General features: G+C 72.3%; 2 protein-coding genes (1 of these 2 cut by a window edge). Both read left to right on the top strand.

Going from position 1 to position 22878, the window contains the following annotated elements; all coding sequences use genetic code 11:
• The first annotated feature begins 192 nt into the window (after positions 1 to 192).
• Positions 193 to 16809, top strand: a complete 16617-nt coding sequence (locus OHA19_RS43670) for a type I polyketide synthase (RefSeq protein WP_405753514.1) — start codon at positions 193 to 195, stop codon at positions 16807 to 16809.
• A gap of 25 nt (positions 16810 to 16834) precedes the next feature.
• Positions 16835 to 22878: the beginning of a type I polyketide synthase gene (locus tag OHA19_RS43665; RefSeq protein ID WP_331754623.1), read on the top strand. It continues 23890 nt past the right edge of the window; the window shows 6044 of its 29934 coding nt (coding positions 1-6044); its start codon is at positions 16835 to 16837; its stop codon lies beyond the right edge, outside the window.

The raw sequence follows: 22878 nt of genomic DNA, 5'->3' as shown, positions 1-22878 counted from the left end.
ATCACAGAGCGGCTGCAGGGCCTGCTGACGACGTGGAGCGGAGCACAGGTCCGCATGACGTCGCCGCCGCCCGAAGCGGGCGAGCCCGCGGCCGCGGCGATGGACTCCGACCTCGAGTCGGCGACATCGGACGAGATGTTCGACCTCATCCAACGCGAGTTCGGGAAGTTCTGACCGAACCGGTGAACGCGTGTGCAAACCAAGCTTTTCTCAAGGGGCGGTGCTGTTTCGATGGCGAGTGACGAGAAACTCCTGGACCACCTGAAGTGGATGACCGCTGAGCTTCGCCAGACGAAGCAGCGGCTCCAAGAGGCGGAGTCCGAGGAGCAGGAGCCGATTGCCATCGTCGGCATGAGCTGCCGCTTTCCCGGTGACGTCCGCTCGCCCGAGCAGCTGTGGCGGCTGGTCGCCGACGGCGTCGACGCGATATCGGACTTCCCCGACGACCGCGGCTGGGACGTGGAAGGGCTCTACGACCCCGACCCGGACAACCCGGACACGTCCTATGCCAATCAGGGCGGATTCCTCAGCTCCGTCGGTGACTTCGATGCCGAGTTCTTCGGTGTCTCGCCGCGCGAGGCACTGGCGATGGATCCGCAGCAGCGACTCCTCCTCGAAACCTCCTGGGAGGCCTTCGAACAGGCGGGAATCGACCCGGTATCCCTGCACGGCAGCCGGACCGGGGTGTTCATCGGATCCAACGCGCAGGACTACGCCTCGCTCCTGCACAACGACACGGCCGAACTCGGCGGCTACCTGGCCATCGGCAGCGCCGCCAGCGTCATGTCGGGCCGCATCGCCTACACCCTCGGCTTCGAGGGCCCCGCCGCGACCGTGGACACCGCGTGCTCGTCGTCGCTGGTGGCACTCCACTGGGCCGCCCAGGCACTGCGCCAGGGCGAATGCGCCATGGCGCTCGCGGGCGGCGTGGCGGTCATGGCCACCCCGGGCGCGTTCCTGGAGTTCTCCCGGCAGCGGGGCCTCGCCGAGGACGGACGGTGCAAGGCGTTCGCCGAGGCGGCGGACGGCACCGGCTGGGGCGAGGGCGTCGGCATGCTGCTGGTCGAGCGCCTCTCGGAAGCCCGCCGCAACGGCCACCGCGTACTCGGCGTCATCCGGGGCTCGGCGATCAACCAGGACGGCGCGAGCAGCGGGCTCACCGTTCCGCACGGCCCCTCGCAGCAGCGCGTCATCCGGGACGCCCTCGCCAACGCGGGCCTTTCCGCCGCGCAGGTCGACGCGGTGGAGGCGCACGGCACGGGCACCCGCCTCGGTGACCCGATCGAGGCGCGTTCCCTCATCGCGACGTACGGCCAGGAGCGCACCGGCGGGAGGCCGCTCTGGCTGGGCTCGCTGAAGTCGAACATCGGTCACACGGCGGGTGCCGCGGGTGTGGCGGGCGTCATCAAGATGATCATGGCGATGCGCGAAGGCGTGCTGCCGCGCACCCTGCACGTCGACGAGCCGTCCTCCCACGTGGACTGGTCGGCCGGGGCCGTCGAACTGCTCACGGAGCCGGTGGAGTGGCCGGAGACGGGCGAGCCGCGCCGCGCCGCCGTCTCCTCGTTCGGCATGAGCGGTACCAACGCGCACGTGATCCTGGAACAGGCGCCGGAGGCCGAGCAGGCCACCGAGCCTGCGACGGTGTCCCTGCCGGTCGTACCGTGGCTGCTCTCGGCCAAGTCCCTGCCGGCACTCGCCGCCCAGGCCGGACGCCTGCTGGCGCACGCCGACGGCGCCGGCCTCGACGCCGTGGACATCGGCTACTCGCTGGCGCGGACCCGGAGCGCGCTGGAGAACCGGGCCGTCCTCATCGGCAAGGACACCGAGACCCTGCTGCGTCGCGCCGCGGTACTGGCGGAGGACCCCGGCACCGCCGACGCGGTGGGCTCCACCACGGGCGAGGACGAGCCGGTGGCGGTGCTGTTCTCGGGTCAGGGTTCGCAGCGGGCCGGTATGGGCCGGGAGCTGTACGAGGCGTACCCGGCGTTCGCGGACGCGTTCGACGCGGTGTGCGCGGAGCTGGACCGGCACTTGGAGACGCCGCTTCGTGAGGTGGTCTTCGACGAGGGCGAGGGTGCGGGTGAGCTGCTGGACCGGACGCAGTTCACGCAGGCGGGCCTGTTCGCGCTGGAGGTGTCGCTCTTCCGTCTCGTAGAGGCGTGGGGTGTGAAGCCGGATTATCTGCTGGGTCACTCGATCGGTGAGCTGTCGGCCGCGCACGTGGCCGGAGTGTTGTCCCTGGAGGACGCGGCGGAGCTGGTGGCGGCGCGGGGTCGTCTGATGCAGGCGCTCCCGGCGGGCGGCGCGATGGTCTCGTTGCAGGCGGCGGAGGACGAGGTCCTGCCGCTGCTGGTCGAGGGCGTCTCGATAGCGGCCCTCAACGGCCCACGCTCCACGGTGATTTCCGGCGACGAGGCGGCGGTTCTTGAGATCACCTCGCACTTCGAGGGCGAGGGCCGCAAGACCAAGCGCCTGCGGGTCAGTCACGCCTTCCACTCGCCGCGCATGGACGCGATGCTCGACGACTTCCGTGCGGTCGCGGCGAGCCTGACCTTCAACGCGCCGCAGCTGTCGATCGTGTCCGACGTGACAGGTGAGGTTCTGTCCGCCGAGGACGTCCAGGACCCGGAGTACTGGGTCCGGCACGTTCGTGAGGCGGTGCGCTTCCTGGACGGCATTCGTACCCTGGAAGCGGACGGCGTGACCGCGTTCGTGGAGCTGGGTCCGGACGGCGTGCTCTCGGCCATGGCGCAGGACTGCGTTGCCTCTGACTCCGGCGAGCTCACCTTCGTACCCGCCCTTCGCAAGAACCGCGACGAGCCGGAGAGCCTGCTCAATGCCCTCGCTGAACTTCACGTAAGCGGAGGGGCAGTTGACTGGCAGGCGTACTTTGCCGGTACGGGCGCCCGTCGCGTGGACCTGCCCACCTACGCCTTCCAGCGCGAGCGCTACTGGCCGAGGAGCAGTTGGGCCGCGCCCCGTGACGTGACCGGGCTCGGACTGCGTACGGGCGAGCATCCGCTGCTCGGTGCCGCGGTCGGTCTCGCGCACACCGACGAGTTCCTGTTCACCGGTTCGCTGTCTGCGCAGCGGCAGCCGTGGCTCGCCGATCACGCCGTCATGGGTGCGGTGCTGCTGCCCGGCACGGCCTTCGTCGACCTCGCACTGCACGCGGGCGAACGCGTCGGCTGCGAAACGGTGGAGGAGCTGACCCTGCAGGCGCCGCTGGTGCTCCCCGCGTCCGGCGGGGTCCAGGTCCAGGTGGTGGTCGGTGCCCCGGAGGCGGAAGGCCGCCGGTCCGTCGGTGTGCACTCCAGGCCCGACGGCGAGGACGAGAGCGACTGGACCCAGCACGCCACGGGCTTCCTCGCGCCGGCCGACGCGGCAGCGGAGGACGCCGCCGCGTCGCTCGTGCGGGACGAGCTACGGGTATGGCCGCCGCGGGACGCCACCCCGATCGGCGTCGATGACGTGTACGAGCAGCTCTCCGCGCGCGGGTTCGGCTACGGCCCGGCCTTCCAGGGGCTGCGCAGGGCCTGGCGCAGAGGCGACGAGGTGCTCGCCGAAGTGGCGGTGGCCGACCTCGACGTGGCCGGCTTCGGCGTGCACCCCGCGCTGCTCGACTCCGGACTGCACGCCCTTGCGGTGAGCGGGCTGCTCGGCGGCGCCGCGGAGCGGGATGCGGCCGGCGAACCGGTTGACGCCGACGGACGCGGCTGGCTGCCGTTCTCCTGGGGAGGAGTCTGTCTGCGGGCCACCGGCGCCACCACGCTGCGAATGCGGATCAGCCCGGCGGGACGGGACGCGGTGTCGCTGCACCTGGCGGACGGCGCGGGTCAACTCGTGGCGGTTGTCGAGACGTTGGCAATGCGCGAGGTGTCCGCCGAACAGTTCGGGACCCGGGCCACGGCCGCCATGGACGGGCTGTTCCAGCTGGACTGGACCGAGGTCGCCGAAGCCGGTCCGAGGGCGGAACGGCCGTCCGACGAGGCGCGGTGGGCTGTCGCGCTCGCTGCCGACGAGGACGGGCGGCCCGCGGCCTTCGAGGCGTTCGACGCCTTCGTGGACCTCGCCGCGCTGGGCGATGACGTGGACGGCGGTGCCGATGTGCCCGACGTCGTGATCGCCGACTTCACCGCACGTCCCGCCGGGGCGGACGACGACACCGCCGCGTACCACGCCGCGCACCGCGCGCTCGCACTCGTGCAGCAGTGGCTGGCCGACCCGCGGTTCGACGCCGCCCGGCTGCTGGTGCTGACCAGGGGTGCAGCCGGCCCCGACGGTGACGTGGCAACGGTGCCCGGCTCGGCCGCTGCGCCCGACCTGGCCGCCGCCCCCGTGTGGGGCCTGCTGCGTTCGGCCCAGTCGGAGAATCCGGACCGATTCGTCCTGCTCGACGCCGAGGAGCCGTACGCACTCGACGTACCGGCCCTGCGGACGGCGCTCGACAGCGGAGAGCCGCAACTCGCCCTGCGCGGAAGGACGTTGTACGCACCCCGGTTCGTGCGCGCGGGGCGTGACGGCGCACTGCTGCCGCCGCCCGGCGTCCCCGCCTGGCGGCTCGACAGCGAGAACAGGGGAACCCTCGACGGCCTGGGCCTGCTGCCCCACCCGGAGGCCCTCGACGGCCTGGAGAGCGGCAGGATACGCGTCGCCGTACACGCCGCAGGGCTGAATTTCCGCGACGTACTGATCGCGCTCGACATGTACCCGGGACGCGCCACGATGGGCATCGAGGGCGCGGGCGTCGTCGTCGAGGTCGGCCCCGATGTCACCGGGATCGCGCCCGGCGACCGCGTCATGGGCCTGCTCAGCGGCGGCTTCGGGCCGACCGCGGTGACCGACCACCGGATGGTCGCCAGGATTCCCGACGGCTGGTCGTTCACCCAGGCGGCCTCGGTCCCCATCGTGTTCCTGACCGCCTACTACGGCCTGGTCGACCTGGCCGCGCTGCAGCCCGGCGAATCGGTGCTCGTGCACGCCGCCGCGGGCGGCGTGGGCATGGCCGCCGTCCAGCTGGCACAGCACCTGGGCGCCGAGGTCTACGGCACGGCCTCCCAGGGCAAGTGGGACACCCTCAGGGAACTGGGGCTGAGCGACGAACGGATCGCGTCCTCGCGCACGCTCGAGTTCGAGGAACAGTTCGGGTCCGACACCCAGGGACGCGGCGTCGACGTCGTACTGGACTCCCTCGCAGGACCGTTCGTGGACGCCTCGCTGCGGCTGCTGCCGCGCGGCGGCCGGTTCGTGGAAATGGGCAAGGCCGACGTCCGCGACCCGGAAGCGGTCGCCGCCGCACACCCCGGCGTCAACTACCGGGCGTTCGACGTCATCGAGGCGGGACCCGAGCGGATCGGACAGATGCTGGCCGAGGTGGTCGCGCTCTTCGAACGCGGCGCACTACGCCCGCTGCCGGTGCGCGACTGGGATGTGCGCCGCGCCCCGGAGGCCTTCCGGTTCCTCAGCCAGGCGCGCCACATCGGCAAGGTGGTGCTGACCGTCCCGCAGTCGCTCGACGGCACTGGGACCGTCCTGGTGACCGGCGGCACCGGAGCGCTCGGAGCTGTCCTCGCACGGCACCTCGTCACCGCGCACGGCGTCCGGCACCTGCTGCTCACCAGCCGGAACGGCGCGGCCGCCACGGGCGCACGGGAGCTGGCCGCCGAACTCACCGGACTCGGCGCCGACGTCACCCTCGCGGCCTGCGACGCCGCCGACGCCGACGCGCTCGCCGCGCTGCTCGCCGGCATCCCCGCCGAGCACCCGCTGACCGGCGTGGTCCACGCCGCCGGAGTCCTCGACGACGGCGTCATCTCCTCGCTCACCGGCGACCGTCTTGAGGCGGTGCTGCGGCCCAAGCTCGACGCGGCCTGGCACCTGCACCGGCTCACCCGCGACCTCGACCTGCGCGTGTTCGCCCTCTTCTCCTCGACGTCCGGACTGCTCGGGGCGCCGGGACAGGGCAACTACGCGGCCGCGAACGCCTTCCTCGACTCCCTGGCCCGGGCCAGACGGGCCCAGGGCCTCGCCGCGACTTCCCTGGCCTGGGGCCCGTGGGAGCAGGCCGGCGGCATGATCGACCAACTGCGCGGGACGGACGCGGGACGCACCCCGCGCGGCGGGCTGCTGCGCGCACTGACGGCGGAGGAGGGCCTCGCGCTCTTCGACGCCGCCCTGGCCGTGGACGAAGCGCTGCTGGTACCGATGAAGCCGGACCCGGCGGCCCTGCGCGGCAGGACCGCACGGCCCGCCCTCTTCGATGGGCTCGCGGGCGCACGCCGGCAGGGCAGGCGGCGCGGCGCGGCCGCTGCGGGAGAGACGGCCTCCACCCTCGTCCAGCGGCTGCACGGACTCGACGAGGCCGAACGGCGGCAGACCCTCGTGGAGTTGGTGAGCAGCCAGTCCGCCGCGGTGCTCGGGCACACGTCGGCGGGCGCCGTGCGCCCGGACCGGGCCTTCAAGGACCTCGGCTTCGACTCGCTCACGGCCGTCGAACTGCGCAACCGCCTGGGCGCGGCCACCGGCCTGCGGCTTCCCGCCTCACTGATCTTCGACTACCCGACGCCGACCGTCATGGCCGACCATCTGCACGCCGAACTGGTCAAGACGCCCGGCACGGACGGGACGTCCGCGGCCGTGGTGCGCACCGGCACGGCGGACAGCGACGAACCCATCGCCATCGTGGCGATGAGCTGCCGCTACCCCGGCGGCGTCAGCTCGCCGGAGGACCTGTGGCAGCTCGTCACCACGGGGACGGACGGCATAGCGGCCTTCCCCACGGACCGTGGCTGGCGACTGCCGACCACCGCGGACGGCGGGGCCGACGGCCTGCCCCAGGAGGGCGGATTCGTCTACGACGCCGCGGAGTTCGACGCGGGCTTCTTCGGCATCTCGCCGCGTGAGGCGCTCGCGATGGACCCGCAGCAGCGGCTGCTCCTCGAAGCCTCCTGGGAGGTCTTCGAACGCGCGGGCATCGACCCCGCCACGGTGCGCGGCAGCCGGACCGGCGTCTTCACCGGCACTTCGTCCTCCGGATACGCCACCTCGCTCGCGCAACTGCCGGAAGGTGTCGCCGGGCATGTGCTGACCGGGACTGCGGGCAGTGTCGTGTCCGGGCGCGTCGCCTACACCTTCGGCCTGGAAGGGCCCGCGGTATCGGTGGACACGGCCTGCTCCTCCTCGCTGGTCGCGCTGCACCTGGCGATCCAGTCGCTGCGCTCGGGCGAGTGTTCGATGGCGCTGGCCTCCGGAGCCATGATCATGGCCGACTCGGGAGTCTTCACGGAGTTCAGCGGGCACGGCGGCCTCGCCGTCAACGCCCGCTGTAAGGCCTTCGCCGCTGGCGCCGACGGCACCGCCTGGTCCGAGGGCGTGGGCGTGCTCCTCGTGGAGCGGCTCTCCGATGCCCGCCGCAATGGGCACCGGGTCCTTGCGGTGGTCCGTGGTTCGGCGGTGAACCAGGATGGTGCGTCCAATGGTCTGACGGCTCCGAACGGTCCGTCGCAGCAGCGGGTGATCCGGGCCGCGTTGGCCAACGCCGGTCTGTCGGCGTCGCAGGTGGACGCGGTGGAGGCGCACGGCACGGGTACCCGTCTCGGCGACCCGATCGAGGCGCAGGCGCTGATCGCGACGTACGGTCGGGAGCGCCCGGAGGACCGGCCGCTGCTGCTCGGCTCGCTGAAGTCCAACATCGGCCACGCGCAGGCCGCTTCAGGCGTCGCCGGCATCATCAAGATGGTCATGGCGATGCGCCACGGAGTGCTGCCGCGCACCCTCCACGTGGACGAGCCGACACCCCAGGTCGACTGGTCGGCAGGGACGGTCGCGCTCCTGACCGAGCCGGCCGACTGGCCGGAGACCGGCGAGCCGCGCCGGGCCGGAGTCTCCTCGTTCGGCATCAGCGGCACCAATGCCCACGTCATCCTGGAGCAGGCTCCGGAGCAGGTCACGGAGCACGCTCCGGAGCAGGCCCTGGACCAGGCACCCGCCGCCGCTCTCGCTCCCGTCGTGAGCGGGGACGTGCCCCTGGTGCTGTCCGCCAGGTCGGAGGACGCACTGCGGGCCCAGGCCGAGCGGCTGCGGCAGCTCATCGACGGCACGCAGGCACCCGAACCGGCCGTGCTCGGTCGGGCTCTGGCGACGAGCAGGGCGCGCTTCACCCATCGGGCGGCGGTCGTGGCACAGGACGCGGACGGTTTCCGCTCCGGTCTTGCGGCCCTCGCGGCGGGCGGAGCGACCCCCGACCTGGTACAAGGCGCCGCGGACGGACCCGTGCGTCCGGTGTTCGTGTTCCCGGGTCAGGGTGCGCAGTGGGTGGGCATGGCGGCCGGGCTGCTGGAGTCCTCGCCGGTGTTCGCGGGGCGGATGGCGGAGTGCGCGGCGGCGCTGGAGCCGTTCACGGACTGGTCTCTGCTGGACGTCGTACGCGGCGAGGAGAGCGCCCCGGGCTACGACCGCGTCGACGTGGTCCAGCCGGTCCTGTGGGCGGTGATGGTCTCCCTCGCCGAGCTGTGGCGGGCTTGCGGCGTGGCGCCCGCGGCGGTCATCGGCCACTCCCAGGGCGAGATCGCGGCGGCCTGCGTCGCCGGTGGCCTGTCGCTGCAGGACGGCGCGCGTGTGGTGGCCCTGCGCGCCCGGGCGCTGCTCCAACTCTCCGGCAAGGGCGGCATGGTGTTCGTGTCGCTGCCTCTGGAGGAGGTGCGTGAGCGACTGGCCGCCTGGGACGGCCGCATCTCTGTGGCCGTCGTCAACGGCCCCGCCTCGGTGGTCGTCTCCGGCGAGTCGGACGCACTGGCCGAACTGGTCGACTCCTGCAAGGCCGTCGGCGTGCGCGCCAAGCGCGTCGAGGTGGACTACGCCTCGCACTCGGCCCAGGTCGAGTCCATCGCGGACGAGGTGGCCGAAGCGCTGAAGGGCGTCTCCCCGCGTTCGGGCACGGTGCCGTTCTTCTCCACGGTGACCGGCGGCCCGCTGGACACGGCCGAACTCGACGGCGGCTATTGGTACAGCAACCTGCGCTCCACGGTCCGGTTCGCATCGGCCGCGCACGCGGCGCTGGACGCCGGGCACACGGTCTTCGTCGAGGTCAGTCCGCACCCGGTGCTCAACCTCGGCCTGCAGGAGACCTTCGAGGAGGCCGGCCGGGACGACGCGGTGGCGCTGGGCACCCTGCGCCGCGACGTCGACGAGGCACACCGCTTCATGACCTCGGCGGCGGAAGCCCACGTTCATGGTGTCGAGCTGGACTGGCAGGCGGTGTTCGCGGGGCAGGAGGCCACCCGCGTGGACCTGCCCACCTACCCCTTCCAACGGCAGCGCTACTGGCTCGCGCCGGCCGACGGGGCGAGCACCGACGTCTCCTCGGCAGGCATGCGCCCGGCAGGCCACGCCCTGCTGTCCGGGGCGATGACCCTGGCGGACACCGATGGATTGGTACTGACCGGACGGCTGTCGTCCGACACGCACCCCTGGCTCATCGACCACACTGTGCTCGACTCGGTCCTGCTGCCCGGCACGGCGTTCGTCGACCTCGCGCTGCACGCCGCCGACCAGATCGGCTGCGACCTGCTCGAAGAGCTCACCATCGAGGCGCCGTTGGTCCTGCCGGACGCCGGTGCCGTCGCGATCCAGGTGACCGCCACGCTTCCGGACCCCTCGGGCCGCAGCACGGTGCACCTCTACTCCGCCCCCGCCGACGCACAGGACGACGGCTGGACCCGCCACGCCACCGGAACGGTGACCCGGCAGAACCTGTCCACCGCCCCGCCCACCGCGGAGACCCTCGCCCAGTGGCCGCCGGCCGGGGCCAAGGCCATCCCGGTCGACACCCACTACGAGACCCTCGCCGAGACCGGCTACGCCTACGGTCCGCTCTTCCAAGGGCTGCGGTCGGCGTGGCGGCACGGCGAGGACCTCTACGCCGAGGTCGCACTGCCCGGCGACACCGGCGTCGACGGGTTCGGCCTGCACCCCGCCCTGCTGGACGCCGCGCTGCATACGATCGGCCTCGGCCCGCAGGGCCGGCCCGAGGACGGCGAGGGCGCCGTCGAGCTGCCGTTCGCGTGGTCCGGTGTCTCCCTGCACGCGGTCGGCGCCCGCGCCCTGCGCGTCCGGCTCCGCCGCCACGGCGCAGAGGTGTCCCTGTTGCTGGCCGACGGCACGGGCGCCGCGGTGGCGTCGGTGGACTCGCTGGCCATGCGCTCGATCTCGCCAGAGAGGCTGCGGGGTGCGGGTGGTGGTGATGTGGCTCGGGATGCGTTGTTCCGGGTGGAGTGGTCGGCGGTGGCTGTGCCTGCGGATGTGGATGTGGATGCGTCTGGGGTGCGGGTCGAGGACCTGAGCGTGGGTGCCGCGGGTACTGCGGAGGGTGTGGTTGCGCGGGCGCATGAGGTGGCGGTGCGGGCGTTGGAGGTGGCGCAGGGCTGGCTGGCGGATGAGGAGGCTGGTCAGGGGCGGCTGGTCGTGGTGACGCGGGGTGCGGTTGCCTGTGGTGAGTCCGAGGTGCCGGATCCGGTGCAGGCTGCGGTGTGGGGTCTGCTGCGTTCGGCGCAGTCGGAGAACCCGGACCGTTTCGTCCTGGTCGACCTCGACGGGGATGAGACACCACAAACGCTGCTGTCCGCCGTTGTGGCTTCGGGTGAGCCGCAGGTGGCGGTGCGGGGCGGTGAGGTGTTCGTGCCGCGCCTGTCCCGGGCGGTTGCCGCGGCTGAGCGGCCGGTGGGTGATCTGGATGGTGGGGGCACGGTCCTGGTGACCGGTGCCAGTGGCGTTCTGGGTGGTCTGGTGGCCCGGCATCTGGTGACGGAGCGGGGTGTGCGTCATCTGCTTCTGGTGTCGCGTCGTGGTGAGCGGGCTCCGGGAACGTCAGAGTTGGTGGCGGATCTGGTTGATCTGGGTGCTGAGGTGCGGGTGGCCGCGTGTGATGTGGCCGACCGTGAGGCTCTGGCGGCGGTGCTGGGAGACATACCTGCCGGGCATCCGCTGGTGGGTGTCGTGCACACGGCCGGTGTCCTGGACGATGGTGTGCTGTCCTCTCTCACTCCGGAGCGTCTGGGTGCGGTGTTGCGTCCGAAGGTGGACGCGGCGTGGCATCTGCATGAGTTGACGCGTGGCTTGGATCTGTCGTTGTTTGTGCTGTTCTCGTCTGCGGCTGGTGTGTTCGGTGGTGCGGGTCAGGCGAACTATGCGGCGGCGAACGCGTTCCTGGACGCGTTGGCGGAAGTGCGGCGTGGTGAGGGTCTGGCGGGTCAGTCGCTGGCGTGGGGGTTGTGGGCGCAGGCGAGTGGGATGACGGGGCAGTTGGGTGAGGGGGATCTGCGGCGGTTGGCGCGGGGTGGTCTGGTGCCGTTGTCGTCGGGTCAGGGTTTGGGGTTGTTCGATGTGGCGGGGGGTGTGGATGCGTCGGTGGTGGTGCCGGTCCGGGTGGATCTGGCGGCGTTGCGGGCGCGTCCGGAGTTGACGCCGTTGCTGTTGCGTGGGTTGGTGCGGGTGCCGAGTCGGCGGGTGGCGGAGTCGGGTGCGGATCAGTCCGAGTCCTTCGCGCGTACGCTCCTCGCACTCCCCGAAACCGAACGCCACCAGTACGTACTGAAGTTGGTGCGTGACGAGGTCGCCCAGGCTCTGGGGCACACCTCCGGCGACGCGATCGCGCCGCAGCACGCCTTCAACGACCTCGGGTTCGACTCGCTGATCGCGGTGGAGCTGCGCAACCGGCTCAGCGCCGTCACCGGCCTGCGGCTGCCCGCGACGCTCGTATTCGACTACCCCAGCTCGGCCGCGCTGGCCGACTTCATGGTGGCGGAGGCGCTCGGTACCCAGCAGGGGCCCGCCGAGGTACGGGGCACGGTCGCCGTGGCGGACGACGACCCGATCGCGATCGTCGGCATGAGCTGCCGTTACCCCGGCGGGGTCACCGACCCGGAGGACCTGTGGACGCTGCTGTCCACCTCTGGGGACGCCATATCGGGCCTGCCGTCCGATCGCGGCTGGGACGTGGACCGACTCTTCGACCCGGACCCCGACCGCCCAGGGACCTCGTACACCCGCGAGGGCGGGTTCCTGCACGACGCCACGCACTTCGACGCAGCGTTCTTCGGGATCTCGCCGCGCGAGGCCCTGGCGATGGACCCGCAGCAGCGCCTGCTCCTGGAGTCGTCGTGGGAGGCGGTCGAGTCCGCGGGCATCGACCCGCTGGCCCTGCGGGGCAGCGACACGGGCGTGTTCGCCGGCCTGATGTACCACGACTACGCCGCGCACGCGAGCACGGTCGGAGAGGGCCTGGAGGGCTACCTCAGCACCGGCACCGCGGGCAGCGTGATGTCAGGACGTGTCTCGTACACGCTGGGTCTGGAGGGACCGGCGATCACTGTGGACACGGCGTGCTCGTCGTCCCTGGTCGCGCTGCACTGGGCGATCCAGTCGCTGCGGTCGGGCGAGTGCTCGATGGCACTTGCGGGTGGCGTGACGGTGATGGCGACGCCGGGCACCTTCGTGGAGTTCTCCCGCCAGCGTGGGCTCGCCCCCGACGGTCGCTGCAAGTCGTTCGCGGCCGGGGCCGACGGCACCGGCTGGGGCGAGGGTGTCGGCATGCTCCTCGTGGAGCGGCTCTCCGATGCCCGCCGCAATGGGCACCAGGTCCTGGCAGTGGTCCGTGGTTCCGCGGTGAACCAGGATGGTGCGTCCAATGGTCTGACGGCTCCGAACGGTCCGTCGCAGCAGCGGGTGATCCGGGCCGCGTTGGCCAACGCCGGACTCGACGCCACAGATGTCGATGTCGTCGAGGCGCACGGTACGGGTACAAGGCTGGGCGACCCGATCGAGGCGCAGGCGCTGATTGCGACGTACGGGCAGGAGCGTCCGGAGGACCGGCCGTTGCTGCTGGGTTCGATCAAATCGAACATCGGTCATACGCAGGCGGCTGCCGGTGTGGCGGGTGTGATCAAGATGGTGCAGGCGATGCGGCACGGGCTGGTGCCCGAGACGCTCCATGTGGACGAGCCGACGCCGCAGGTGGACTGGTCCACCGGAGCGGTGGAGCTGGTCACCGAGCAGCGTGCCTGGCCGGATACGGGCGCACCGCGCCGTGCTGCGGTGTCCTCGTTCGGGATCAGCGGCACGAACGCGCACGTGATCGTGGAGCAGGCTCCGGAGCTGGAGTCTGTGGTGTCGGTGTCGGTGGCCGACGGGTCTGCTCCGGTGGTGGGTGCGGGTGTGCCGTTCGTGCTGTCGGGTAAGTCGGAGGATGCGCTGCGGGCGCAGGCGGAGCGGTTGCGGCTGGCTGTTGATGGCGGTGGCTCACTGGCGGAGTTGTCTGCTGTGGGGCGGTCGTTGGCGCTTGGCCGGTCGCGGTTCGAGCATCGTGCGGTGGTGCTTGCGGGTGGTGTGGAGGAGCTGCGGTCGGGTCTGGAGTCGGTGGCGCTGGGCGCCGGTTCGGGCGCGGGTGTGGTGCGTGGTGTGGCCGGTTCCTCGGCTCGTCCGGTGTTCGTGTTCCCGGGGCAGGGTGCGCAGTGGGTGGGTATGGCGGCGGGGTTGTTGGAGTCGTCGTCGGTGTTCGCGGGGCGGATGGCGGAGTGCGGTGCGGCGTTGGAGTCGTTCACGGACTGGTCTCTGCTGGATGTCGTGCGTGGCGGGGAGGGTGCGCCTGGGTTTGACCGGGTGGATGTGGTGCAGCCGGTCCTGTGGGCGGTGATGGTGTCGCTCGCCGAGCTGTGGCGGGCGTGTGGTGTGGTGCCGGCGGCGGTGATCGGTCACTCGCAGGGTGAGATCGCGGCGGCGGTGGTCGCCGGGGGCTTGTCGTTGGAGGACGGTGCGCGGGTGGTGGCTCTGCGGTCGCGGGCTCTGCTGGCGTTGTCGGGTGGTGGCGGGATGGTGTCGGTGTCGCTTGCGGTGGCGGAGGTGCGTGAGCGCCTGACCGTGTGGGACGGCCGGATCTCGGTGGCGGCGGTGAATGGTCCGTCGTCGGTGGTGGTGTCGGGTGAGCCGGGGGCGCTGGATGAGCTGGTGGCCTCTTGCACGGGACAAGGCGTGCGGGCGAAGCGGATCGCGGTGGATTATGCGTCGCATTCGGCTCAGGTGGAGCTGATCGAGGAGGAGCTGGCGGGTCTGCTGGCGGGTGTGGTGCCGGTGTCGGGCCGGGTGCCGTTCTATTCGACGTTGACCGGTGCGCTGCTGGATGACACGTCGGGTCTGGACGGCGGTTACTGGTACCGGAATCTGCGCTCCACGGTGGAGTTCGAGCGGGCGGTGCGGGCGGCTGCCAGTGATGGTCTGTCCGTGTTCATCGAGGTGAGCCCGCATCCCGTGTTGAATCTGGGGTTGCAGGAGATCTTCGAGGAGGCGGACAGCGACGCGGTCGCCCTGGGCACTTTGCGTCGTGACGAGGACGAGGCGCACCGCTTCATGACCTCGGCGGCCGAAGCACACGTTCATGGTGTCGAGCTGGACTGGGAGGCGGTGTTCGCGGGGCAGCGGGCCACGCATGTGGACCTGCCCACCTACCCCTTCCAACGGCAGCGCTACTGGCCCGAGACCACGGACACCACCGCGCCCGAGCAGAGCGGGATGGCTCCGCACGAGGCGGAGTTCTGGCAGGCCGTCGAGAGTGAGGATCTGGACGCCCTGATGGGCACCCTGGACAAGGCCGAGGCGGAGCCGCTGCGCGCGGTCCTGCCGGCCCTCGCCTCCTGGCGGCGCAACAGCCGCGACAGCTCCACCGTCGACGGCTGGCGATACCGCGTCGACTGGAAGCCGCTGCCGAAGGCCAAGTCGGCCGAACTGTCCGGCACATGGATCGTCCTGGTTCCCGACGTGCTGCGGGACGACGCCTCGGTCTCCGCCTGTGGTCGTGCCCTGTCCGGGCACGGTGCCCACGTCGTGACCCTGGCGGTGTCCTCCGCCGACGCCGGACGCAAGGCGCTCGCCGGACTTCTCGGTGAACTCCTGGAGGGGAACCCTACGGAAAGCTGCACAGTCGACCCGTCCCGCATCGGCGGTGTGCTGTCCTTCCTCGGCGCGGACGAAGCGCCCGACCCGGTACACCCCGCGGTTCCCGTCGGCGTCACGTCGACGCTCGCGCTGGTGCAGGCCCTCGACGACGTGGAGCTCCAGGCGCCCCTGTGGTGCGCCACCATGGGCGCCGCCCAGGTCGGCACCACGGACCGCACGGTGAGCATGGCGCAGGCCCAGGTCTGGGGCGTCGGACGAGTCGTCTGCCTGGAGCGCCCCGGAAACTGGGGCGGTCTCGTCGACCTGCCGGCCGACGGGGTCGACGCCAGGATCGCCGACAGCCTGTGCGGAATCCTCGCGGGGCGGACGGCGGAGGCATCCGGACCGGGCACCGGCGACGTCGGCGGCGCGGGCGAGGACCAGATCGCGGTGCGTTCGGCAGGTGCGTTCGGCCGACGCCTCGTCCGCGCCCCGCTGAACGGAGCGCCCGCCGTACGCCCGTGGCGTCCCGAGGGCACCGTACTGATCACCGGCGGTACCGGCGCCCTGGGCGGCCACGTCGCCCGATGGCTGGCGGAACGGGGAGCGGAACGGCTCGTCCTGACCAGCCGCAGGGGCGCCGCGGCCCCCGGAGCGGCCGAGCTGGAGGCGGAGCTGACGGAGCTCGGCGCCAAGGTGACGGTGGAGGCCTGCGATGTCGCCGACCACAGCCAAGTGGCCGCGCTGATCGAGAGGTTGAACTCCGAGGGCGACCCCGTGCGCGCGGTCGTGCACACGGCGGGCGTCAGTGACAGCGCCGCCCTGGCCGACACCGAACCGGCAGCGTTCGCCGACGTCCTCGCGGGCAAGACGGCCGGCGCCGCCCACCTCGACGAGCTGCTCGGCGGGACGGTGGACGCGTTCGTGTTGTTCTCCTCCATCGCCGGAGTGTGGGGCAGCGCCCGGCAGGCCGGGTACGCCGCGGCGAACGCGGCACTGGACGCGCTGGCCCTGCGCCGCCGTGCCCGCGGCTGGGCCGCCACATCCGTGGCATGGGGCCAGTGGGCCGACGGTGGCATGGCCGCCGGCGACACCGGCGAGCAGCTGACCCGTCTCGGCCTGGCACCGATGGCGCCCGGCCTCGCGATCACCGCGCTGCAGCAGGCCATCGAGCACGACGAGGCACCGGTGGTCGCGGTCGACGTGGACTGGCCGCGATTCGCCACGGCCTTCACGACCCTGCGGCCGAGCCCGCTGATCGGCGACCTGCCCGAGGTGCGGGCGGCGCTCGCACCCGAGGAGGACGAGGCGGACGGCGCGTCCGCGTCCACCGGCGCCGACCGCGCCGAGACGCTGCGGCAGAACCTCCTCGAGCTTTCCGGACTCGAACAGGAACACCTGCTCCTGGAACTCGTGCAGGAGCGGGCGGCGACCGTGCTGCGGCTCGCCGCACCCACCGACGTACGGTCCGACCGGGCGTTCCGCACCCTCGGGTTCGACTCCCTGACCGCGGTGGAGCTGCGCAACCGACTGGGTGAGGCGACGGGCCTGCGGCTTCCGGCCGCACTGGTCTTCGACCACCCGACGCCCACGGCGCTGGTCACGTACCTGCGGAGCAAGCTGCTCCCCGAGGGGGACGGGACACGCACCGACGGCGGCCCCGGCGGCCATGACGACCTGGACGAGGCCGCCGTCCGTGGCGCACTGGCGACAGTGCCGCTTGACCAACTCAGGGCCGCCGGAGTGCTGGACACCCTGTTGAAGCTCGCGGACCGGCGCGGTGGGGCGCAAACCCCTCCGCCCGCGGGCGACGAGACCGAGTCGATCGACGAGATGGACGCCGAGAGCCTGATCCAGATGGCGCTGGGCGACGGCGAATCCTGATGACGCGTGAAGTGTGGAGTGCATGATGGCTAGTTCGGCTGACAAGGTTCTCGAAGCGCTGCGCGCGTCGCTCAAAGAGGTCGACCGGTTGCGGCGGGAGAACACCCAGCTCACCGATGCGGCGCGGGAACCGATCGCGATCACCGGGATGAGCTGCCGCTACCCGGGCGGGGTGACGAGCCCCGAGGACCTGTGGAACCTGGTCGCGTCCGGGACCGACGCGGTCAACGGGTTCCCGACCGACCGCGGCTGGGACCTGGAGCGGCTCTACGAGGAGGCCCACGCCAACGCGGTCACCTTCGAGGGCGGCTTCGTCGACGGGGTCACGGACTTCGACGCGGGCTTCTTCGGGATCTCGCCGCGCGAGGCGCTGGCGATGGACCCGCAGCAGCGCGTGCTCCTGGAGGAGTCCTGGAAGGCCCTGGAGCGGGCAGGAGTCGACCCCTCGTCGCTGCGCGGCAGTGCGACCGGTGTCTTCGTCGGAGCCCAGTCGTCCGGGTACGAGACGAGCCTGCGGCAGTCGAACGAGAACGTCGCGGGCTACTACGTCACCGGCACCGCGGGAAGCGTCGTCTCCGGACGCGTCTCCTACTCCCTGGGCCTGGAGGGCCCGGCCGTGACGATCGACACGGCGTGCTCGTCGTCGCTGGTGGCCCTCCACCAGGCGGTGCAGGCACTGCGCCAGCGCGAGTGCTCCCTCGCGCTGGCCGCCGGTGTGACCGTGATGAACAACCCAGGCGCTTACGCGGAGTTCAGCCAGCAGGGCGGCCTCGCGGCGGACGGCCGCTGCAAGTCCTTCGCGGCCGCCGCCGACGGCACCGGCTGGGCCGAGGGCGTGGGTGTCCTGGTGGTGGAGCGGCTCTCCGACGCCCTCCGCAACGGACGCGAGATCTACGCGGTGATCCGCGGCTCGGCCGTGAACCAGGACGGGGCGAGCAACGGCCTGACCGCGCCGAACGGCCCCTCGCAGCGGCGGGTCATCCGGGCCGCGCTGGCCAACGCCGGCCTCTCGCCCGCGCAGATCGACGCCGTGGAGGCCCACGGCACCGGCACCGTCCTCGGTGACCCCATCGAGGCCCAGGCCCTCGTGGAGACGTACGGTCAGGACAGGCCGGAGGGCAGGCCGCTGTTCCTCGGCTCGATGAAGTCCAACTTCGGTCACGCGCAGGCTGCCTCGGGCGTCGCCGGTGTGATCAAGATGGTGATGGCGCTGCGGCACGCGGCCCTGCCCCGCACCCTCCACGTCGACGAGCCGACGCCGCACGTGGACTGGTCGGCCGGGTCCGTCGAGCTGCTGACCCAGGCGGTGGAGTGGCCGGAGACCGGGCAGCCGCGCCGCGCGGGCATCTCCTCCTTCGGCGTGAGCGGCACGAACGCGCACGTCATCGTCGAGCAGGCGCCCGCGCGCGAGGACGGACCCGATGCCGACGGGTCCGGGCAGAACCGGACCCTGCCGATCGTCCCCTGGCTGGTCTCGGGCGCGACCGGCGAGGCGCTCAAGGCACAGGCGAGCGAACTCCTCGCCCACCTGGACAACGTCACCGCACACGAATCCGGCGCCCTGGACGTCGGTTACTCGCTCGCCACCGGACGTGCCGCCCTGGAACACCGCGCGGTGATCCTCGCCGACGGTCGTTCCGGACTCGTGGACGGCGTACGTGAGTTGAGCGATCTCGGCAACGGCCCGGCAGTGGTGCGCGGAGTGGCGGCACCCGGACGCCTGGCGATGCTGTTCTCGGGTCAGGGTTCGCAGCGGGTCGGAATGGGACGGGAGCTGTACGAGGCGTATCCCGCCTTCGCGGATGCGTTCGACGCGGTCTGTGCGGAGCTGGACCGTCACCTGGAGACACCTCTCCGCGAGGTCGTCTTCGAGGCTGGCGAACTGCTGGATCAGACGCAGTACACGCAGGCTGGCCTGTTCGCGCTGGAAGTGGCGCTGTTCGAGCTGGTGACGTCGTGGGGCGTGAAGCCGGACTATCTGCTGGGTCACTCGATCGGTGAGCTGTCGGCCGCGTATGTCGCCGGGGTGCTGTCCCTGGAGGACGCGGCGGAGCTGGTGGCGGCTCGGGGCCGTCTGATGCAGGCGCTCCCGGCGGGTGGCGCGATGGTCTCGTTGCAGGCAGCGGAGGACGAAGTCCTGCCGCTGCTGGTCGAGGGTGTTTCCATCGCGGCGCTCAACGGTCCGCGCTCCACGGTGATTTCCGGTGACGAGGCGGCGGTTCTCGAAATCGCCGCGCACTTCGAGGGCGAGGGCCGCAAGACCAAGCGGCTGCGGGTCAGCCACGCCTTCCACTCCCCGCGCATGGACGCCATGCTCGACGACTTCCGTGCCGTCGCGGAGAGCCTCACCTACAACGCGCCCGAGATCGCCATCGTCTCCAACGTCACCGGCGTGGTGATCCCCGCACGGGAGATCCGTACGGCGGAGTACTGGGTGCGCCACGTCCGTGGCGCCGTCCGCTTCCTGGACGGCATCCGCACCCTGCAGACCCAGGGTGTGAACGCCTTCCTGGAACTGGGCCCCGACGGAGTGCTCTCCGCCATGGCCCAGGACTGCGTCACGTCCGGATCCGGCACCGAGGACACCCTCTTCGTCCCCGCGCTCCGCAAGGGACGCGACGAGGCGCGCACGTCCGCCGCCGCGCTCGCCGAACTGCACGTGCGTGGCAAGGCGGTCGACTGGGCGGCGTACTTCTCGGGCACCGGCGCCCGCCGCGTCGACCTGCCCACCTACGCCTTCCAAAGGCAGCGGTACTGGCCGCACGTCCCCGAGGACCAGCCTGTCGTGGGCGGCGAGGGCGGCAACACTCCCGAAGAGGCCCGGTTCTGGGACGCCGTCGAACGCGAGGACCTGCAGTCGCTCGTCGACGCGGTACGCCCCGACGACTCCGCCCCGCTGGCCGACGCGCTCCCGGCGCTCGCCGCCTGGCGACGGCAGAGCCGCGACAACTCCACGGCCGACGAGTGGCGTTACGGCATCAGCTGGAAGCCTGTCACGGCCGGCCCCGCCGGACAGCCGTCGGTCAACGCGCTGGCGGCCAACGCGCAGTCGGGCAACGCGCTGGCGGGCAACTGGATTGTCGCCGTCCCTCGCGGCGACGGCGACAACCCCTCGGTGTGCAGCACTGACGGCCTGGTGCGCAGCACGGTCGACGCCCTCGCCGCGCACGGCGCCACGGTGCTGCCGCTGGAGATCGACGCCGCCGCCACCGACCGCGCGGCAATCGCGCACGAACTCGCCCAGGTCCTTCGGGACTCCGGGCAGCCGGCCGGCGTGCTCTCCCTCCTGGCCCTGGACGAGGAGCCGCACCCCACCCATTCCGTCGTAGCGGCCGGCATGGCCGGCACGCTGGCACTGGTACAGGCTCTCGGCGACGCGGAGATCGACGCGCCGCTCTGGCTCGGTACCCGCGGAGCCGTCTCCGTCGGCCGCTCCGACCCGCTGACCAGCGCCGCCCAGGCCGCGCTGTGGGGACTCGGCCGGGTCGTCGGCCTGGAGTGCGCCCACCGCTGGGGCGGACTCGTCGACCTGCCGGCCACGCTCGACGAGCGTGCGGCCGCCCGGCTGTGCGCGGTCCTGGCCGACGGCGGCGAGGACCAGGCCGCGGTGCGCTCCTCCGGAACCTTCGTACGCCGACTCGTCCGCGCCCCCCGAGGGGAGAACACCGACGGCTCGACGTGGACGCCCCGCGGCACCGCACTCATCACCGGCGGCACCGGCGCGCTCGGCAGCCACGTGGCCCGCTGGCTGGCCAAGGGCGGTGCGGAGCACCTGATCCTCACCAGCCGCCGGGGCCCCGACGCACCCGGAGTCGCCGAACTCGTCGAGGAACTCCAGGAGTTCGGCACCCAGGTGACCGTCGTCGCCTGCGACATCGCCGACCGCGCAGCCGTCGCCGCACTGATCGAGCAGACCACCGCCACGCCGGACACGGACGGCGAGGAGAGCGCCCTGCGGACCGTCGTGCACGCCGCGGGCGTCGGCACGGCCACGCTGCTGTCCGAAGCCACCACGGAGACACTCGCCGCGGAGCTGTCCGCCAAGGTCTCCGGCGCCGTCCACCTGGACGAACTGCTCGACGGCCACGACCTCGACGCCTTCGTCGTCTTCTCCTCCGTCGCCGGAGTCTGGGGAAGCGGTGGCCAGAGTGGCTACGCCGCCGCCAACGCCTACCTCGACGGACTCGTCCAGCGCCGCAGGGCACGCGGCGTCCCGGCGACCGCGGTCGCCTGGGGCGCCTGGGCCGGCGGCGGCATGGCCGACGGCGAGGAGGGCGAGCAGCTGCTGCGCCTGGGCATCCGCTCCATGGCGCCCGCCCCCGCGATCACCGCGCTGCAGCGGGCACTCGACTGCGACGACACCCTGGTGACGGTCGCGGACATGGACTGGGCGCGCTTCGTGCCGGTCTTCGCCGCGGCCCGCCCCCGCCCGCTGATCGGCGACCTCGCCGAGGCGCGAGAGGCGCTGACGACCCCTGCGGGACCCGACGGGACGAGCGGCCCGGCCGATGGCACGTCCCCACTGGGCGAACGGCTCGGGCACCTGGGCGCGACCGAGCGCACCGAAGCACTGACCGAGCTGGTCAGGGGCCAGGCCGCAGTCGTACTCGGGCACGGCTCGATGGACGGGGTCGAGCCCGACCGGGCGTTCCGCGAGCTCGGCTTCGACTCGCTCACCGCGGTCGAACTGCGCAACAGGCTCGCCGCCGAGACGGGCCTGAGCCTCCCGAGCACCATGGTCTTCGACCACCCGACGCCGGCCGTCCTCGCCCGGTTCCTCGACGCCGAACTCACCTCCGAACTCGGCGACGGGTACGGCGCGTCCGACACCCGCCAGTCGTCCGCCGCGGGCACCCGCGCTCCGGCCGGCGACACCGCGCCCGCCGAGGACGACGACCTGATCGCCATCGTCGGCATGAGCTGCCGCTACCCCGGCGAGGTCGAGAGCCCCGAGGACCTGTGGCGGCTCCTCGCCGAAGGCGGCGACGGCATCACCGGCTTCCCCACGGCCCGCGGCTGGGACCTGGAAGGCATCTACGACCCCGACCCGGCCAACCCGGGCACGAGCTACACCCTCCAAGGCGGCTTCCTGCACGGGGCGGGCGACTTCGACGCCGGCTTCTTCGGGATCTCCCCGCGTGAGGCCCTTGCGATGGACCCGCAGCAGCGGCTCCTCCTCGAAGCCTCCTGGGAGGTCTTCGAGCGCGCCGGCATCGACCCGACGTCGGTGCGTGGCGAGCAGATCGGCGTCTTCGCCGGAGCCTCCTCGTCCGGCTACGGCGCCGGCGCCGCCCAGACCCCCGAGGGCGGCGAAGGCCACCTCATCACGGGCACCGCGACCAGCGTGGTCTCCGGCCGCATCGCGTACATGATGGGCCTTGAGGGCCCCGCCGTGACCATCGACACGGCCTGCTCGTCGTCCCTGGTCGCCCTGCACCTTGCCGCGCAGGCCCTGCGCCAGGGCGAGTGCAGCATGGCGCTCGCGGGCGGCGTCGCGCTCCTCGCGACCCCGGCCGCGTTCGTGGAGTTCTCCCGCCAGCGCGGCCTCGCGGCGGACGGCCGCTGCAAGCCCTTCGCGGAGGCGGCGGACGGCACGGGCTGGGCCGAGGGCGTGGGCGTGCTCCTGGTGGAGCGCCTCTCCGACGCACGGCGCCTGGGCCACGAGGTCCTCGCGGTGGTCCGGGGCAGCGCGATCAACCAGGACGGTGCGTCCAACGGCCTGACGGCTCCGAACGGCCCGTCCCAGCAGCGTGTGATCCGCCAGGCCCTGGCGAACTCCGGCCTGTCCGCGTCGCAGGTGGACGCGGTGGAGGCGCACGGCACGGGCACCCGTCTCGGCGACCCGATCGAGGCCCAGGCGCTCATCGCGACCTACGGCCAGGAACGGGCCGACGGCCGCCCCCTGTGGCTGGGCTCGATCAAGTCCAACATCGGCCACGCCGCGGCGGCGGCCGGCGTGGGCGGCATCATCAAGATGGTCATGGCGATGCGGGAGGGTGTGCTGCCGCAGACCCTCCACGTGGACGAGCCGTCCTCGCACGTCGACTGGTCGGCGGGTGCCGTCGAGCT

The organism is Streptomyces sp. NBC_00012, from assembly GCF_045040875.1.
GTDB lineage: Bacteria > Actinomycetota > Actinomycetes > Streptomycetales > Streptomycetaceae > Streptomyces.
This window is presented reverse-complemented; position numbering and strand designations above follow the sequence as displayed.